Origin of the sequence: Jiella avicenniae, from assembly GCF_021390325.1 — a bacterium.
Classification (GTDB): Bacteria; Pseudomonadota; Alphaproteobacteria; order Rhizobiales; family Rhizobiaceae; genus Jiella; species Jiella avicenniae.
In genome coordinates this window covers 13,466-29,453 of record NZ_JAJUWU010000015.1, presented here as the reverse complement: position 1 = coordinate 29,453, position 15,988 = coordinate 13,466, and the positions used below count along the sequence as shown (strand labels likewise).

16 protein-coding genes and 1 pseudogene are annotated in these 15,988 nt (G+C 66.8%); 6 read left to right on the top strand and 11 right to left on the bottom strand.

The window, feature by feature from the left end:
- Window positions 1-301: 301 nt before the first annotated feature.
- The 4 genes and pseudogenes from LZD57_RS14550 to cysS form a co-directional block, all read right to left on the bottom strand.
- Window positions 302-907: pseudogene (locus LZD57_RS14550) on the bottom strand (Maf-like protein); the annotation flags it as partial.
- 18 nt (window positions 908-925) lie between these two features.
- The gene (infA, locus tag LZD57_RS14545; protein WP_019994787.1) at window positions 926-1,144 is read right to left on the bottom strand and encodes a translation initiation factor IF-1; all 219 of its coding nucleotides are present in this window, start codon (window positions 1,142-1,144) and stop codon (window positions 926-928) included.
- 308 nt (window positions 1,145-1,452) lie between these two features.
- The gene (murA, locus tag LZD57_RS14540) at window positions 1,453-2,742 is read right to left on the bottom strand and encodes a UDP-N-acetylglucosamine 1-carboxyvinyltransferase (protein ID WP_233720209.1); all 1,290 of its coding nucleotides are present in this window, start codon (window positions 2,740-2,742) and stop codon (window positions 1,453-1,455) included.
- Between the two features lie 516 nt (window positions 2,743-3,258).
- Window positions 3,259-4,719, bottom strand: coding sequence for a cysteine--tRNA ligase (gene cysS, locus LZD57_RS14535; RefSeq protein ID WP_233720208.1), 1,461 nt, complete (start codon window positions 4,717-4,719; stop codon window positions 3,259-3,261).
- Between the two features lie 448 nt (window positions 4,720-5,167).
- Here cysS and LZD57_RS14530 point away from each other — a divergent pair, with 448 nt between their 5' ends.
- Window positions 5,168-5,356, top strand: coding sequence for a hypothetical protein (locus tag LZD57_RS14530; RefSeq protein ID WP_233720207.1), 189 nt, complete (start codon window positions 5,168-5,170; stop codon window positions 5,354-5,356).
- A 91-nt stretch (window positions 5,357-5,447) separates the two neighbouring features.
- On the opposite strand, the gene LZD57_RS14525 is transcribed toward LZD57_RS14530, so the two are convergent.
- The gene (locus LZD57_RS14525) at window positions 5,448-6,086 is read right to left on the bottom strand and encodes an SOS response-associated peptidase (protein WP_233720206.1); all 639 of its coding nucleotides are present in this window, start codon (window positions 6,084-6,086) and stop codon (window positions 5,448-5,450) included.
- Window positions 6,087-6,181: 95 nt separating this feature from the next.
- Between LZD57_RS14525 and LZD57_RS14520 the strand changes: the two genes are divergently transcribed.
- From LZD57_RS14520 to LZD57_RS14505, 4 genes are all read left to right on the top strand, one after another.
- The gene (locus LZD57_RS14520; protein ID WP_233720205.1) at window positions 6,182-6,598 is read left to right on the top strand and encodes an NUDIX hydrolase; all 417 of its coding nucleotides are present in this window, start codon (window positions 6,182-6,184) and stop codon (window positions 6,596-6,598) included.
- A 132-nt stretch (window positions 6,599-6,730) separates the two neighbouring features.
- Entirely contained in the window at window positions 6,731-7,144 is a 414-nt protein-coding gene (locus LZD57_RS14515; protein ID WP_233720204.1) for a TIGR02301 family protein, read from the top strand.
- A 103-nt stretch (window positions 7,145-7,247) separates the two neighbouring features.
- Window positions 7,248-7,508 carry a hypothetical protein gene (locus LZD57_RS14510; RefSeq protein WP_233720203.1) on the top strand — a complete coding sequence of 87 codons (261 nt, stop codon included), beginning with the start codon at window positions 7,248-7,250 and terminating at the stop codon, window positions 7,506-7,508.
- A 94-nt stretch (window positions 7,509-7,602) separates the two neighbouring features.
- On the top strand, window positions 7,603-8,604 hold the full coding sequence (locus tag LZD57_RS14505) for a hypothetical protein (RefSeq protein WP_233720202.1): 1,002 nt from the start codon (window positions 7,603-7,605) through the stop codon (window positions 8,602-8,604).
- Window positions 8,605-8,643: 39 nt separating this feature from the next.
- Here the strand turns inward: LZD57_RS14505 and LZD57_RS14500 are convergent, their stop codons facing one another.
- From LZD57_RS14500 to LZD57_RS14490, 3 genes are all read right to left on the bottom strand, one after another.
- Entirely contained in the window at window positions 8,644-9,930 is a 1,287-nt protein-coding gene (locus LZD57_RS14500) for a GGDEF domain-containing protein (RefSeq protein ID WP_233720201.1), read from the bottom strand.
- Window positions 9,931-10,115: 185 nt separating this feature from the next.
- A complete protein-coding gene (locus LZD57_RS14495; RefSeq protein ID WP_233720200.1) occupies window positions 10,116-11,498 on the bottom strand; it encodes an 8-oxoguanine deaminase in 1,383 nt (460 codons plus the stop codon).
- A gap of 42 nt (window positions 11,499-11,540) precedes the next feature.
- Window positions 11,541-12,341: a creatininase family protein gene (locus LZD57_RS14490; RefSeq protein WP_233720199.1), complete on the bottom strand. Its 801-nt coding sequence runs from the start codon at window positions 12,339-12,341 to the stop codon at window positions 11,541-11,543.
- Window positions 12,342-12,517: 176 nt separating this feature from the next.
- On the opposite strand from LZD57_RS14490, the gene LZD57_RS14485 reads away from it, so the two are divergent.
- A complete protein-coding gene (locus LZD57_RS14485; RefSeq protein ID WP_233720198.1) occupies window positions 12,518-12,982 on the top strand; it encodes a MarR family winged helix-turn-helix transcriptional regulator in 465 nt (154 codons plus the stop codon).
- Window positions 12,983-13,036: 54 nt separating this feature from the next.
- Here LZD57_RS14485 and LZD57_RS14480 read toward each other — a convergent pair whose 3' ends face one another.
- The 3 genes from LZD57_RS14480 to LZD57_RS14470 are packed head-to-tail and all read right to left on the bottom strand — an operon-like array spanning window position 13,037 to window position 15,971.
- The gene (locus LZD57_RS14480; protein ID WP_233720197.1) at window positions 13,037-14,488 is read right to left on the bottom strand and encodes an aspartate aminotransferase family protein; all 1,452 of its coding nucleotides are present in this window, start codon (window positions 14,486-14,488) and stop codon (window positions 13,037-13,039) included.
- 11 nt (window positions 14,489-14,499) lie between these two features.
- Window positions 14,500-15,513: an NAD-dependent epimerase/dehydratase family protein gene (locus LZD57_RS14475; protein ID WP_233720196.1), complete on the bottom strand. Its 1,014-nt coding sequence runs from the start codon at window positions 15,511-15,513 to the stop codon at window positions 14,500-14,502.
- Window positions 15,510-15,971, bottom strand: coding sequence for a DMT family transporter (locus tag LZD57_RS14470; protein ID WP_233720195.1), 462 nt, complete (start codon window positions 15,969-15,971; stop codon window positions 15,510-15,512). The genes LZD57_RS14475 and LZD57_RS14470 overlap by 4 nt, the downstream gene beginning before the upstream one ends.
- Window positions 15,972-15,988: the final 17 nt, after the last annotated feature.

Sequence of the window (15,988 nt, the reverse complement as noted above, 5' to 3'; positions counted from 1 at the left end):
GCCGAGCACTGGTCGTCGTCTCCGGCTCCGAGGCCGGGGCGGCCTTGGGTAGCGACGTCACGGGGAATCGGCGACGCGCGTCGTTCTGCGCCCCGCCGCGCCGCTCGGCACGCTCCGCGTCGTCGAAGCGGTCGTCATCCTCCGCAGGCGTTTCGGTCTCCGCCGCCAGAAGCTCGTCGGCGTCGATCAGAGGCGCGTCCGCGTCTTCGCGCAGAGAACGCCGATCATCCGCCGAGTTCATCTCGCCGTCGTCGTCTTCCGGCTCGCTCTCCTCGTCCCCGACGCGCATTTGCGGCGCCCGCCAGGAGGCGTGGATGTCGTAGCCCTCGCCCGACAAGAGGGCCAGCGTCTCCGCCAGCGGCAGGCCGACGACGTTGGTATAGGAACCGACGAGGCGGACGACGAAGGCGCCGGCGAGCCCCTGGATGGCATAACCGCCGGCCTTGCCGCGCCATTCGTCGGAGGCGAGATAGCTCTGGATGTCGAGCCGGGAGAGCCGCTTGAACCTGACGCGCGTCTCGATCAGACGCTGGCGCAGGGCGCCGGTCGGGCCGATGACGCAGACGCCGGTATAGACCCGGTGGGTGCGGCCGGAGAGCGTCCGGAGATTGGCGAGCGCATCCTCTTCCAGTTCGGCCTTCGGCATGATCTGGCGGCCGACGGAGACGACCGTATCGGCGGCGAGCACGGTCGCCGGGCCGTAAACAAGCTCGCGCAGCCGCCGGGCGGCGACCTCGGCCTTGCCCTTCGACAGACGCTTGGCCAGCGAGCGCGGATGCTCGCTCTTCTGCGGCGTCTCGTCGATGTCGGCCGGCATCAGCCGGTTCGGCTCGACGCCCGCCTGCTGGAGGAGCGCCAGACGCCGCGGCGAAGCGGAGGCGAGAACCAGGCGTTGGGGGAACGACATTCCGGCGCGGCTGCGGGCTTACTTGAAACGGTAGGTGATACGACCCTTGGTCAGGTCGTAGGGTGTCATCTCGACGAGCACCTTGTCGCCGGTCAGGACGCGGATGCGGTTCTTGCGCATCCGGCCGGCGGTGTGGGCGATGATTTCGTGATCGTTCTCGAGCTTGATCCGAAATGTCGCATTCGGCAGGAGCTCGGTCACGACGCCCGGAAATTCGAGAACTTCTTCTTTTGCCATACGCTGTTCGATCCTAGACTTCGTTCTGAGGCGGCCCGCTTGCGGCGGCCGCGCTTCGTTTGGATGCTCGCCATCGGCGAAGGCGTCGCCGTGTCGATCGTTCATTTCGTTTGGACGGCAGGCGATCTCGGCGACGGATCGTCCCTTTGAACTGTCCTTGCGGCAGGCTGCCGTTCGGCCAGGCGCGCGCCGCGCCGGGCGCGATCGGCTGGAAAGCGCCCCTTAAATCGGCGCAAACGCCGCAAAATGCAAGCCTGCCTGCGCGCAATCGCCGGCCGGCCGAAGGCCGATGCCGCCGGCCTTTGCGATCAGCCGGAGATGCGCTCGATCTCGGCGCCGCAATTGCCGAGCTTTTCCTCGAGCCGCTCGAAGCCGCGATCGAGGTGATAGACGCGGCTGACCAGGGTGTCGCCCTCGGCGGCCAGCCCGGCGATGACGAGCGAGACCGAGGCCCGAAGATCCGTCGCCATCACCGGCGCGCCCTTCAGCTTCTCGACGCCCTCGATCCGCGCCACCTGCCCGGACAGGTGGATGTCGGCGCCGAGCCGCGCCAGTTCCTGAACGTGCATGAAGCGGTTCTCGAAGATCGTCTCGGTAATCTCGGCGGTGCCGTTGGCCCGGGTCATCAACGCCATGAACTGCGCCTGCAGATCGGTCGGAAAGCCGGGGAACGGATCGGTCCTGACGTCGACCGGCGCGATGCCGCCGCCGTTGCGATAGACCCGGATGCCGCCCTCGACCGGCGTCAGCGTGGCGCCGGCCCGTGCCAGCGTCTCCACTGCGGTCGGCAAGAGATCCGCGCTCGTGCCGGTCAGCGTCACGTCGCCGCCGGTCATGGCGACGGCCATGGCGTAGGTGCCCGTTTCGATCCGATCCGGCAGCACCCGGTGGCGGGCGCCCGACAGCGAACGCACGCCGTCGATGCGGATCGTCGACGTGCCGGCGCCCTCGATCTTCGCCCCCATGGCGGTGAGGCACTCGGCGAGGTCGACGATCTCAGGCTCGCGCGCGGCGTTTTCGAGGATCGTCTCGCCCTTTGCCAGCGTCGCCGCCATCATCAGCGTATGGGTCGCCCCGACCGAGACCTTCGGCATGCGGTAACGGTCGCCGACAAGGCCGCCCTTTGCCCTCGCGACGACATAGCCGGCCTCGATGTCGATGTCGGCGCCGAGCGCCCGCAGCCCGTCGATGAAGATGTCGACCGGCCTCGTGCCGATGGCGCAGCCGCCGGGCAGCGACACCTTGGCCTCGTGCATGCGGGCGAGCAGCGGCCCGACCACCCAGAAGCTCGCCCGCATCTTGGAGACGAGTTCATAGGGCGCGGTCGTATCGACGATGTTGCGGGCGTTGAAATGGATGGTCCGGCCGATGCCGGCATCCTGGCCGAAACGCTTGCCGGCGACCGAGAAGTCGACGCCGTGATTGCCGAGAATGCGCGTCAGAAGCTCGACGTCGGCCAGATGCGGCACGTTTTCGAGCGTCAGCGTGTCGTCGGTCAGGAGCGAGGCGATCATCAGCGGCAGCGTGGCGTTCTTCGCCCCGGAGATCGGGATGATGCCGTTGAGTTCGTTACCGCCTCTGATGCGAATGCGATCCATGAGCGCTCCTGATGGCCGGTCGTCGGCCGAGTTCGTCGGGTTCGGGTGGGGATCCGTGCGGGGAACCGTTTCTCGCCACTGTGGCGGCAGGAAGACGCGGCCCCTCCCGACGAGCGATCCGCAACGCCGTCATTTCTTCGCGGGTGTCTCTACACCAGCGAGTGCAACCTTACAAATCGGTCGACAAACGAGCGCTCGGCGGCGGCTGTGGTCGGCGGACGCCGACTCGGCCGCCTGCCCATCGGGCGCCCCGGCGGTGGCCTACCCCCCTCTGCCCTGCCGGGCATCTCCCCCGCAAGGGGGGAGATCGGGCTGGCGTCAACGCCCCGCCACACCCATCAATCGATCGTCTCGCCCATATCGTCGCGCCTGCCGCTCATCGGCATCCGATCGTGCCACTCGTCAGCAGGAGAGGTAGCGGCCCGCCCAGCTGCCGATCTCCCCCCTTGCGGGGGAGATGTCCGGCAGGACAGAGGGGGTGCCTCGCGCAACCCGTCCGCCTTTGCACCTGCAGCCTCAGCGCTTGACCTCCCACGTCGTCACCCGCTCGCCCGTCGCGGGATCCTTGCCGTCCTTCAACTGGATACCCTTCGCGGCGAGGTCGTCGCGGATGCGGTCGGCTTCGGCCCAGTTCTTGTCGCGGATGAGGGCGAGGCGATTGGCGACGGCGGCCTCGACTTCGGCAGGATCGATGCCCGCGTCTCCTTCGGCTGCGGTTTCCGCCAGCCGCGTCTCGAAGCCCGCGAGATCGACCCCGATGAGATCCAGGCAGGCGACCAGCGCCGCCGGGTCGGAGCGGCGCAGCGCGTGCAGTTCGGCGATGGCCGCGGCGCTGGCAAGATCGTCCAGAAGAGCGGCGACGAAGGTTTCGCTCGGTGCGCTGGCCGCGACGTTCCGGCCGGCCCGGGCAAAGCCCGTCAGCGCTTCTTCCGCCTCCTCCAGCCGCTTCACGGAAAAGTCGATCGGCTCGCGATAATGCGTCATCAGCATGGCAAGCCGCAGCACTTCGCCCGGCCATTTGCGGCCGCCGAACTTTTCCGTCTCCAGAAGCTCGCGGATGGTGACGAAGTTGCCTTCCGACTTCGCCATCTTCTTCCCCTCGACCTGGAGGAAGCCGTTGTGCATCCAGACTTCCGCCATCGACCCGCTGCCATGGGCGCAGCGCGACTGGGCGATCTCGTTCTCGTGGTGCGGGAAGATCAGGTCGAGCCCGCCGCCATGGATGTCGAAGGTCTCGCCGAGCAGCGCTTCCGACATCACCGAGCATTCCAGATGCCAGCCCGGCCGGCCCCGACCCCAGGGCGAGTCCCAGCCCGGCTCCTCGGGAGACGAAAGCTTCCACAGGACGAAATCGGCCGGCTTCTTCTTATGGGCATCCACCGCGACGCGGGCGCCGGCCTTCTGGTCGTCGAGCCGGCGGTTCGACAGCCGGCCGTAGTCGGACATCGAGGTGACGTCGAACAGCACTTCGCCACCGGCCCGATAGGCGTGGCCCTTGTCGATCAGCGCGGTGATCATCGCGATCATGTCGTGGCCGTCGCCGCGGCTGACATAGGCGGTGGCGCGCGGTTCGAAGGTCGGCTCGAGGCAGCCGAGCGCCGCGACGTCGGCGTGGAACTGTTCGGCGGTCCAGGCCGTCAGCCGGCCGATCGCCTCGTTCAGCGGCACGCCCGGATAGTCCCGCGCCGCCCGCGCGTTGATCTTGTCGTCGACGTCGGTGATGTTGCGGGCATAGGCGACGTGCTCGGCGCCATAGAGATGGCGGAGCAGCCGAAACAGGACGTCGAAGACGATGACCGGCCGGGCATTGCCGATATGGGCATAGTCGTAGGCCGTCGGACCGCAGACATACATGCGCACCCGCCGGTCCTTTTCGGCAACCGCGCCGTTCCGCCAGTCGAGAGGCCGGAACGCCTCCTTCGTCCGCGTCATGGTGTTGTAGAGTTTCAGCCCGCGAAAGCCGTCGTCTTCGCTCATGTCCTGCCCCATTCCGCGACGGTTTCGCCGCAGCCGGTTCGCCGTTTTCGGTTTCGCCACGCCTTACAGGATGTCGCTCGCGATGGCGATTCCGACCATCACCGGCGACACCCGGGATGCACCAGCAAGCCACGCCACGTCCCGTTCGCACTCCCGATCCGCATTTCACCAAACCGTCACACGGGATCCTCGCGGGCCTGACGATTCGTGTCGGTTCGACACAGAAATTGAGTCCGAAAGGCCCTGCGAAACGAAACCCTCATCTCAGCCGATTCAGTGGAAAATTCTGCTCGTTTTCAGCGCCTTGGCTGTCGCAGCGAGGTCACGTTCGCAGCCTCCGTCGCGCCGCTGGAATCAGCGGCAAGAAAGTGTAAGCGAATGTCTTCAATCTGGCGCAATCGACGGTCTGAGATTGACCGGTCAACCCCGAAGATGCGAGCAGCATGACATGACGACCCAGGACAACCTGCAATTTCGCTCCAAGCGAGAACGCGAGAACGAGATCGACCTCGCCCGCAACTACCGCGCCATCGCGATCCCGGCGATCGCCGCCGCCAGCCATGCCAGCCGCAAGGTCGCTCCGGCGAAACGCCGCCCCGTCGAGGCCGAGACCGTTTCGCTGATCGCGGCGGAATAGCCGCGTTAGAGCGATCCGCCACCGATCGGGCGCCCGACGTCTTCGGCGCCCTACGACGACAGGCGGCGGACCGCGAGATCGGTCGTCGCTCCTACCCCGCCGTTTCGACGGAGAAATCGGCCGCGCAAAACGGCCGGAAGAGGTCGGCGACGTCCCCCGGCTCCCGGTGCCGGCAGTCCAGCCAGCGGCCGAAATCCTCCGGCCGCAGGATGACCGGCAGCCGGTCGACGAGCCCCGCGTCCGGCGCGCGGGCCGGCACGGTGAGGATCGCCGCCGTGTCGATCTCGCTTCCGTCCGGTGCCATGTAGGGCTCCATCAGCCCCGCCATCGCAAACACCGGCATGTCCTCGATGCTGAAGCGGGACAACGGTCCCGTCCGGCTCCTGCCGCCCGTCCGGCGATAGAACGCGGTCGCCGGAACGAGGCAGCGGCGATGGCGCATCGCACCGCGAAACGCCGGGTTGCCTGCCGCCGTCTCCGCCGGGGCGTTGAACATGGCCGGCAACCGGTCCGTCGCCTTGAACCAACCCGGGATCAGCCCCCAGCGCACCAGTTGAGCCGCCGGCCCGTCGGCAAAAGCTTCGGCCCTTTCCGCCCTGCCGCCGAGCACCACCATGATCGGCTGCGTCGGCAGGATCGCCGGGCGCGGCGGAAAATCGTCGATCGCCGCAAGGCCGAAGCATCGGGCCACGCTTTCCGGCGCCGCGGTCAGCGCGAAACGGCCGGGCATCCGTCAGGTCCTCCGTTCGTCGCGTCGCCGCCCGAGCGGGCGACCTCGCGGCAACGAGCATGGAGAAAGCCGGTATGGAAGGCCACGAAAGACCATTGCTGGGCGTTTCCGTCTGTTTGTCGAAGGACGACGCCGTCCTTCTCGTCAGGCGCGGCAAGGCGCCCTATCGTGGCCTGTGGAGCCTGCCCGGCGGCGGGGTGCGCTTCGGCGAGGCGCTGCAGGCGGCGGCCCGGCGCGAACTCGCCGAGGAAACCCGAATCGTCGCCCACGACCTCGACTTTATCACATGGCACGAAGCGATCGGGGAGCGGTCGCATGTCGTCATCGCGGTATTCGGCGGAGATCTCGCCGCGGACGCGATGCCTTGCGCCGGCGACGACGCCGAGGATCTGGAGATCATGAGCCTCACGGAAATCGCCCGGCGCGAGGCGGCCGGCGGGACGACGCCGGGTCTCGTCGCCGTCATCGAGCGCTGCCTCGCCCTGCGCCGCGACCGATCCGGCGAGACCTGAGCCGTTCAGCACAAGGCGCGTTAGCCCTGTTGGCGCATCGGCTGTTGCCATCGGGACGCAGGGCTGGGAATAACGCCTCTCTCCGATGGCTCGCGCTTGCAGCAAGGTTAGCGAATGGTGAATTCTGCCGTCATGTCCGCGCTCCGAATCTTCGCCGTCGCATTCCTGGCCCTGCTGGTGCCGACCCTGGTTTCGGCCGCGGCCGCGCAGTCGGCGACCGAGGCGGCTCCGGAACCGCCGGGCGAGGCCGCCTACATGCAGCCCCTCGGCCGGCTGGCGATGATCCTCGGCTCGATGCACTTCCTGCGCAAGCTCTGCGGCGATCCGCAGGCCGACGTCTGGCGCCAGAAGATGCAGGAGCTGATCGCGGCCCAGGATCCGGCGGAAGCCGAACGCAAGCAGCTCATCGCCAGCTTCAACAACGGCTACCGCACCTTCGCGGCGACCTACCGCAGCTGCACCGGCGCGGCCCGGATCGCCGTCAACCGCTACCAGCAGGAAGGCGCCTCCCTCGCGCGGGAGATCGGCTCAAGGTACGGCAGTTAACCTTCGATTAACGATCGCTTGGGTTTCGCCCGCTCCAGCGCGTCGGATCATGCTAGGTCTTAACGACTGGTGAAAACGGGGCCGGAAGTTTTATGGGGGTCACATGATCGATGTACAAGGCGCCGAGCTGGACGAGATGATCCAGGCGGAAAAGAAGCAGGTTGCCCTCGAATATCACAACGAGGCCTGGGCCGACGGCATGTCGGACGGCATCGAGGCGGAGATCCTCGCCGAGACCGCCATCACCACGGCCCTGACCGAACTCGTGCGCCTGCATGGGGAGGACGACGTCGTCGTCATGATGGACAGTTTGAGGAAGCGCCTGGAATACGGCGAATTCCGCCCCGACCGGACAATCCAGTAACGAGACGCGCGCCGCTCGGCACTTTTCCGGCAGGCAAGATGTTCGGGGCGCATTTTGCCATCAAGACCCGTTCGCAGCAGAGGCAGCCGCAACGATGCGCCCTTCCCTGAACCGGCTCTTACACGTCGCCGCGATCTGCCTGTCGCTCCCGGCAGCCGATCGGGCTGCGGCGTTTTCGCAGTTCGAGGGTGACAGCGGCCGGTTCGGCGGCAGCAAGGATGGAATCATCGCCGTGCCGCTTCCGCCGCTGCCGGGGACGGTGCGGCAGCGTTCCGGCCCGAACCTGCCTGCCGACGATCCGAAGAACGATGCGGCCCCGCCGCAGGATCGGCACCGGGGCGGTCCGGCACCGGCGAACGGTGCCACACCCGGCAATGGCGAGACCGAAGGCACCGATCAGGGTGAGGTGCCGATCTCTCCGGAGGACGAGGAAACAGGCGGCACGACGCGACCGCGGCCCGAAGCGCCCAAAGAGGCCCCCGAGGGCGACGCCCCACCCTCCTCGCCGGTGCGCTATCAGGCAGAGCCGGCAGCGCCGCTGCGCGACGGAACCGGACCGCGCGTCGGCAAGCCTTCGCTCGAAGAGGGCTCCGCAGCCGCCGGAGATGCCGATTCGGCGGTTCCGCTCGCCGCCGAGATCGGCCATGGCGAGGAGAAGCTGCCCGCAGCCGTGAAGGCCGCCCGTCAGAAGCTGATCGAGGCGGCCCGGACCGGCGACGTCGAGCGGCTGCGTCCGCTGATCGAGACCGGCGACGACGGCACGGTGCTCAGCTTCGGCGATGCCCCGACGGACCCGATCGCGTTTCTCAAACAGAATTCGGGCGACGGCGAAGGCGTCGAGATCCTCGCGATCATCCTCGATCTGCTTCATTCGGGCTATGCCCGGATCGAACCGGATTCGTCCGACGAAATCTACGTCTGGCCCTACTTCACGCAGGTCGACGTGGCCAAGCTGACCAAGCCGCAGCTCGTCGAGCTGTTGCAGATCGTCACCGCCGGCGACTACCAGTCGATGGTGGAGTTCGGCGCCTACAATTTCTACCGCATCGGCATCACGCCCGACGGAAAGCTGCAGTTCTTCGTCGCCGGCGACTGACGAGGGCCCGACGGGTGGCGACCGGCTTCGTTCGACCGGTCACACCGTTGCCGGCGCTCTGACGGCGAGAGCCTCACCCAGCACCGGTCCGATCCGTCCACGGCCGGCCAGCTTCGCCTCGTAAAGCGCGGCGTCCGCCTGCGCGACGACGTCCGCCTCGCGCAGACCGGTTCCCCGATCGACATGGGCCACGCCGGCGCTGACGGTCACGCGCCGCTCCCCATCGGGCCGCGCCGCATGCGGGATCGACAGCGCGCCGATGGCGGCGACGAGATCGTTCGCCCGCTGCAGCGCGACGGGCCGGCCGACCCCCCGCAGCAAGACGACGAATTCCTCGCCGCCGTAGCGGGCGACGACGTCGGTCTCCTGCCGGGCAAACCCGGCAAGGGCGGCGCCGATCTGCCGCAGGCACACGTCGCCCGCCTGATGACCGTAGCGGTCGTTATAGGCCTTGAAGTGGTCGACATCGATCATGACGAGGGCGAACGGCATGCGGCCCGACCGGGCCTCCGCCAGCCAATGGGGCAGCACGTCGTCGAGGCAGCGCCGGTTGCCGAGTCCCGTCAATGCGTCGGTCATGGACAGTTCGGCAAAGCTCTGCCGCGCCAATTCGAGGCCATGGGAGCGTTCCGTTTCGCGCAATTTGGCCAGATAGGCGCGGCGATGGCTGCGCTGCATCAGCCAGCTGCTCAGGAGCAGGAAACAGCTCGCCATCATGAGCTGCATGGAAAGGGCGAGACGCGCGTCGAAGGTCAGTTCCGGCCGAAATGCCACGACCGATTGACCGGCCGCCCAGCACACCGCCATCATCACGATGGCGGCGGGAAAGCGGAGCTGCAGGATCGCGATGCCGAAGACGATGGTCAACAGGAAGTCGATGAAGCTGAGCGCACCGTTCGGCGCCCGCGTCGCCGCGAACAGATAGAGCGGCACGGAACAGGCCGCCAACATCGCGCCGAGAAGCAGCATTTCGCGCCCGAAGGCTGTCATGCGCGGAAGCCAGAACCAGACGGCGCCGGCAAGCGCCGTGATGACGAGGCGAAGGACGATCGCCTGCTTGGCGACGTCCGGGAAGGTGAAGAAGCTGATCAGATCGTAGCTGTTGTAGCTGATGATCCCCGCCAGGATGGCGATGCGCAGGTGGCGCACCCGCTCCGGCCGCGATTCCGCTTCGTAGCGCCAGGCGACCTCGGCCGGGAACCCGAGAAGCGGATCGAGCCTCTCCTCGTCTTCCCGCGGCGCCGCTGGCGCTCGATCGTCAAAGATTTGGGAATCCCGATACAAGCCCGACCCGCAGCCCATGAAACTCTTCGGCCATTGGTACATCCGGATGCTTTAAAATTCGGCAATATTCGCCTGTACTTCTTCGGCAGCCAACAATAAGTGAGAAGGACTTATCTTCTGCCAGATCGCGCAAGGCGAGGTGCCGACGCGGCAATCACTCATCTGTCCGCGGGTCTCGCATCTCCGCGAGTCTCGCAGCGGTCAGGATGTCGCCGCCCTCGCAGCATTCAACGAAACCGCAATGCCGCCCGGCCATGGGCCTCGCGCAGCGCCTCGAGGTCGATGCCGAGGGGCACGCCGCTCTCGACGCGCCAGCGCCCGGCAACCATCACGCGGTCGGCGCCCTGCGCGCCGCAGAGGACGAGCGCGGCGATCGGATCGTGGGCGCCGGAAAAGCGCAGCTCGTCGAGCGTGAACAGCGCGAGATCGGCCTGTGCCCCGACGGCGATGCGGCCGAGTTCGGGCCGCCCGAGGCAGGCTGCCGAGCCGGTCGTCGCCAGGGCCATCGCGTCCCGCGCGGTGAAGGCCGAGGCGGAGCGATAGTTCAGGCGTTGCACCATCAGGGCGCTGCGCAATTCGGCGATCATGGTCGAGCCGTCGTTCGAGGCCGAGCCGTCGACGCCGAGCCCCACCGGCGCCCCCGCCTCGGTCAGTTCGCGAACCGGGCAGAAGCCGGAGGCGAGAACCGCATTGGAGGCCGGGCAGTGGCAGACGCCGACCTTGTGACGGCCGAGCTTCCGGCATTCGTCGGTGGTGAAATGAATGCCGTGGGCGAGCCAGGTGCGCGGTCCGAGCCAGCCGACTTCTTCGAGATAATCGAGCGGCCGGCAGCCGAAGGTCTCCTCGCAAAAGCGGTTCTCGTCCTCGGTCTCGCCGAGATGGGTGTGCAGCCGGCAGTCGTGCCGCTCCGCCAATTCGGCAGTTTCCCGCATCAGACGCTTGGTCGCCGAAAAGGGCGAACAGGGCGCCAGCGCGATCTGCACCATCGCGGCGTAAGACCGGTCGTGGTAGCGCCCGATGAGCCGCTCGCTGTCGGAAAGGATCGTGTCGGCATCCTGGACGACGTGATCCGGCGGCAGACCGCCGTCCTTCTGCGAAAGGTCCATCGAGCCGCGCGTGAGCGTCACGCGGATGCCGAGCGCTCTCGCCTCCTCGACCTCGATGTCGATCGCCTCGTCGAGACCGTCGGGGAACAGATAGTGGTGGTCGGCGGCGGTCGTGCAGCCGGACATCAGGAGTTCGGTCAGCGCCAGCCGGGCAGCGAGCCGCAGGCTGTCGGCATCGAGCCGGCCCCAGATCGGGTAGAGGCTCTGAAGCCAAGGAAACAACTCCTTGTCGATCGCCGCCGGATGAGCGCGGGTGAGCGTCTGGTAGAAGTGGTGGTGGGTATTGATCAGCCCCGGCAGCACGACGTGGCGCGCGGCGTCGAAGGTCTCGTCGACGGGCGCCTTCGGCGATGCGCCGGCCGGCACCAGTTCGGCGATGCGACCGGCCTCGACGACGATGCCGCCCTCGGCGCCCTCGGCAAGAATCGCCAGCGGCTCCTTCAGCCAGAGACGGCGGGAACGGGAGGCAGCCCCCTCGCCCGCGTCATGTGCCTGCTCGGCCATAGGCTGATCTCCTTTCGCCGGTTCGCTCCGGCCGGACTTCGCTCAGGGAGCCAGATCTTCCAGATCGAATGCCAGAACGTCGCGCAGAAAGACGATGAAGGCGTCCGCCTGGTGCTCGGCGATCGCTCGGCCGATATCCGCCGTCGCCAGTCGCGCGTCGCCGACGGCGCCCCGGCGATTGAGGTCGCCGGCCATCCAGCCGAAGCCGAGGCGCCCGTGGGCACGCAGATGGGTGTGTCGCTCGGCGAGCCGCGCCTGCAGCGTCTCGAAGCGCTCGATCTTGTCCCGCCGCACGAGGTCGGGCCTGAAATGCAGCATCAAGGCCGTTTCGACGGCGCCGCCATGGATGCCGTGGTCGATCTCCTCCTGCGGCAGGAGCCCTGCCGGATAGCCGAAGCGCAGCCAGGACGAGGTTCCGACCAGCATTTTCCTCCGCCGCCGCAGTTCCAGAGCCGCCGTGTCCATCACCGGCGTGTTGCCGCCATGGGCGTTGACGATGACGAGCCGCCGGAAGCCGCTGTCGGCAAGCCCCTCGCCGATCTCGATCAGCGCCGCGGTCATCGTCCGCCAGTCGAGGCTGAGTGTCCCGAAAAAGCCCGTGTGCTCACCGGACGTGCCGATGCGGAAGGTCGGAAGGAAGGTGGCGGGCAGATCGTCCGGCAGCCGCGCCAGCACCGTCCCGACCATGGCGTCGGCGAGAAGGGCGTCGGTGCCGAGCGGCAGATGCGGACCATGCTGCTCGATCGCGGCGATCGGCAGGACGGCGACCATGTCGCCGAGCCGGGGCGCGAGCGCCTCGAGATCCGGGCTCGTCAGCTCTTCGAAGCGGCGAGGCGTTTTCATTTTGATCCGATCATTCGAACTGGTAGTGCTGCCGCCATGCGTCGTCGCCGGTTCAGATAATGCGGCAAGCCATTCCCCGACATCTCGACGGGCGATCGTCCACGGATTTCGTCCGACCCTGACAGACACCGGATGCTGGATCAATCTGCAACCGATTTTGACGATCGAGAGGCGCGATGGCTCGAAAGAAGAAGAAGGGGTCGGTCACGGGCCAACTGGTTCTCGCCGCGCGCAGCGCACGAACCGCCCTCTTGCACAGCCTCGACGCGACGGAAATCTATCCGGGCCAGGACAACGTGCTGATCGCCATCGGCAAGAGCGACGGGATCACGCTGCGGGATCTGGCGGAAAAGCTCGCCGTCCGGCCGCCGACGGTGACGAAGACGATCAACCGCCTCGTGGCCCAGGGTCTCGTCGAAAAGCGATCGTCGGAGACCGACCTTCGCCAGAGCCGGGCGTTTCTGACCGACGAGGGCGCCGCCCTCGTCGAGAAGGTCCAAAAGGCCCAGAAGAGCCTGGAGCGTCGAGCCCTGTCCGGTTTCACCGACCGCGAGCGCAAGGCGTTTCGCCGCTATCTCATCCGCGTCCGGCACAATCTCGCCGAAGAAGGCGCCGAGGCTGAGCCGGACGACGGCGGCTGATCCCGACGGCCGCGCCGCCCCGTCTTCGGGGCAGCACGTCGCCGGAAAGCGGCCTCAGCCGAGCTGCGACTTCACGAAATCCTTGACGATCGAAACGATCCCCCTGGAGAGCAGATCGTCCAGCGCGTCGCAGAACTGGTCGACATGCTCCTCGCCGCAGATCAGCGGCGGCTCGAGGCGAATGACGTTGCGATTGTATTCGGTGAAGGCGACGAGGACGTCGTAGTCGCGCAGAAGCAGCGCCCCGATGAAGCCGGAAAGCGAGCCCTTCAGCTTGTCGTCGAGGATCGCCACCATCGGCCGGAGGGCGAGCGGCAGGGTCCGCGAGAAGTCCTGGAACTCCAGCCCGACGAACAGGCCCTGGCCGCGCACGTCCTTGATGATCTGCGGATACTTCGCCTGGATGGTCTTCAGCCGCGACAGGAGATAGGCGCCGGTGTCGGCGGAATTGCCGATCAGGTCCTCGTCATAAAGGACGTTCAGGCCCTCGATCGCCGTGACGCAGGCTTCGCCGATGCCGCCGAAGGTCGCCTGGGCGTGGATCATCGCCGTCTTCGGCGTACCGTAGGCCTTCATGTAGACGCTGCGCTTGGCGATCATCGCGCCGACGGCTGCCTTGCCGCCGCCGAGCGACTTGGCGAGAGCGGTGACGTCCGGCACCACGCCGTGATGCTCGAAGGCGTAGAACTTGCCGGTCCGCCCGTAGCCGCACTGCACCTCGTCGGCGACCCAGAGAACGTCGTGGCGATCGCAGAGCGTGCGCACGCCCTGCCAGTATTCCGTCGGGGCGCCGATGATGCCGCCGCCGCCCTGCACCGTCTCGAGCACGACGACACCGATGTCGCTGTCGTTCTCGATCGCGCGCTTCAAGGCTTCGAGATCGCCGAACGGCACCTTCACCCGGTTGTCGACCAGCTTGAACTCGCCCTGATAGAGGTTCGAGTCGGTGATCGACAGGACGCCCTTGGACTTGCCGTGGAAGGAATTCTCGGCGTGGACGATTTTGCAGTTCTTGCGTCCGCTGGCGCGCTCGGCGACCTTGATCGCCGCTTCCATCGCCTCCGAGCCGGTGGAGCCGAGGAACACCATGTCGAGTTCGCCCGGCGAGCATTCGGCGAGGTTCTTGGCGAGTGCGGCGGCATATTGCGACAGGAAGGCGATGGCGATCTCGTGCCGCTTCTCGTCCTGGAAGCGCTCGCGCGCCGCCAGCACCCGCGGATGGTTGTGTCCGTGGGCGAGCGAGCCGAAGCCGCCGAAGAAGTCGAGGATCTTCCGACCGTTCTGGTCGGTGTAGAACATGCCCTCGGCGCGCTCGATCTTCACCTTGTGGAAGCCGAGCAGCTTCATGAAGTGGAACTGGCCGGGATTGATGTGATCCTTGAAAAGATCGGCCATCGTCTCGACGGGCATCGCCTTGGCGTCCTCGACGGAGAGGAGCGGAGGCTTCTTCGGGCCGCGCCGCTGGGCGTCGAGCGCAGCGGCGGACGTGACGGGGCGGTCTAGCATCGTCTTCTCCTTCACTCGGCCGGCTGGGCCTGGCGGGCGACCTGACCGGTCTTGCCCGCGAGCTTGTTGCGATATTCGCTGTAGGCGGCGATCAGCATGTCCTCGTCCCGATATTGCGGCACCCAGCCGAGCTGGCGCTCGCCCTTGGACACGTCGAGGACGCATTCCTCGTCGGCGATGAGATACTGTTCGGGGTCCATCAGCGGCATGTTGAGCGCGTCGAGGAGATCGAGCGTCCTCTTCACCGCCCAGCCCGGCGTCGGGATGAGGATCGACTTCGAGCCGGCATGCTTGATGAGGTCGCCGAGAAGCTTTTTCACCGGCGGCGGATTGAGCGAGCCGAGATTGTACGCTTCGTTCGGCACGCCCGCCTTCCAGGCGAGACGGGCCGCCTCGGCGCAGTCGAAGACCGAGATGAACTGGTACGGGTTCTTGCCCGAGCCGATCATCGGAACCGGCAGGTTGTGGTCGATCAGCTTGAACAGCTTTTCCAGGATGCCGAGGCGCCCCGGGCCGATGATCAGGCGCGGGCGGAACAGCGAGATGTTCATCCCCTTCTCGCGCCACTTCGCGGCGAGGATTTCGGTGTCGAGCTTCGACTGGCCGTACTCGCCGAGCGGGGAGACCGGATGCTCCTCGGTCATCGGATAGGTGACCGTATGGCCGTAGATCATGTCGGTGGTGAAGTGGACGAGGTTCGGCGCGCCGGCATCGTCCATGGCATGGATGATGTTCTCGGTGCCGAAATAGTTCACCGGGTAGAAGAAGTCGTGGCGCTTCGCCCGCACCTGGATCGGCGACAGCATCTTGGCCGACAGGTTGTAGACCATGTCCTCGGGCGCGATGTCGACCGCGCCCACAGAGGCCGGGTCGGTCACGTCGCAATGGACGAAGCGGGCGCTGGCGTAGTGCGGCAGCTCGCTCCTGACGATGTCGGCGACGACGACCTCCTCGCCGTCGGCGACGAGCTTCTTGGCGAGATGGCGGCCGACGAAACCATCGCCGCCGAAGATGACGTGTTTCATTGCGAAACCTCTGAAGCGTTATGCAGGTCGGAAGGTGTGGCGACGGCGTCGGCGACTTCGCGGCCGGCGCTCTCGGCATGGGTCGGGCCGCCGCTCTGGGCGATGAAGACGGTGCCGCCGCAGATCAGGGCGATGCCGAGGATGCGCATGGCGTTCACGTCCTCGCGGAAGACGAAATAGGCGAACACCGCGACGACGACGTAGGCGAGCGACAGGAAGGGGTAGGCGAAGGACAGATCGACCTTCGACAGCACGAAGAGATGCGAGGCCATCGAGATCACGAACGTGCAGAGACCGAAGAACACCCACGGGCTGAAGACGATCTGCAGGATCTTCACGATCGGGTTGACCCCGACGAAACTGAGGGCCCCAAGCTGCATCATGCCGTATTTGAGCATCACCTGCGCTGCCGCGTTGGTGAGCACGGTGAAGAGAATGAACGGGATATATTTTGTCATCGGCCTGATCTTTTCGT

Bases quoted from the DNA above. Each gene is read 5' to 3' on its own strand.
- infA (WP_019994787.1), bottom strand. From the start codon at position 1,144: ATGGCAAAAGAAGAAGTTCTCGAATTTCCGGGCGTCGTGACCGAGCTC.
- murA (WP_233720209.1), bottom strand. From the start codon at position 2,742: ATGGATCGCATTCGCATCAGAGGCGGTAACGAACTCAACGGCATCATC.
- cysS (WP_233720208.1), bottom strand. From the start codon at position 4,719: ATGAGCGAAGACGACGGCTTTCGCGGGCTGAAACTCTACAACACCATG.
- LZD57_RS14530 (WP_233720207.1), top strand. From the start codon at position 5,168: ATGACGACCCAGGACAACCTGCAATTTCGCTCCAAGCGAGAACGCGAG.
- LZD57_RS14525 (WP_233720206.1), bottom strand. From the start codon at position 6,086: ATGCCCGGCCGTTTCGCGCTGACCGCGGCGCCGGAAAGCGTGGCCCGA.
- LZD57_RS14515 (WP_233720204.1), top strand. From the start codon at position 6,731: ATGTCCGCGCTCCGAATCTTCGCCGTCGCATTCCTGGCCCTGCTGGTG.
- LZD57_RS14510 (WP_233720203.1), top strand. From the start codon at position 7,248: ATGATCGATGTACAAGGCGCCGAGCTGGACGAGATGATCCAGGCGGAA.
- LZD57_RS14505 (WP_233720202.1), top strand. From the start codon at position 7,603: ATGCGCCCTTCCCTGAACCGGCTCTTACACGTCGCCGCGATCTGCCTG.
- LZD57_RS14500 (WP_233720201.1), bottom strand. From the start codon at position 9,930: ATGTACCAATGGCCGAAGAGTTTCATGGGCTGCGGGTCGGGCTTGTAT.
- LZD57_RS14495 (WP_233720200.1), bottom strand. From the start codon at position 11,498: ATGGCCGAGCAGGCACATGACGCGGGCGAGGGGGCTGCCTCCCGTTCC.
- LZD57_RS14490 (WP_233720199.1), bottom strand. From the start codon at position 12,341: ATGAAAACGCCTCGCCGCTTCGAAGAGCTGACGAGCCCGGATCTCGAG.
- LZD57_RS14485 (WP_233720198.1), top strand. From the start codon at position 12,518: ATGGCTCGAAAGAAGAAGAAGGGGTCGGTCACGGGCCAACTGGTTCTC.
- LZD57_RS14480 (WP_233720197.1), bottom strand. From the start codon at position 14,488: ATGCTAGACCGCCCCGTCACGTCCGCCGCTGCGCTCGACGCCCAGCGG.
- LZD57_RS14475 (WP_233720196.1), bottom strand. From the start codon at position 15,513: ATGAAACACGTCATCTTCGGCGGCGATGGTTTCGTCGGCCGCCATCTC.
- LZD57_RS14470 (WP_233720195.1), bottom strand. From the start codon at position 15,971: ATGACAAAATATATCCCGTTCATTCTCTTCACCGTGCTCACCAACGCG.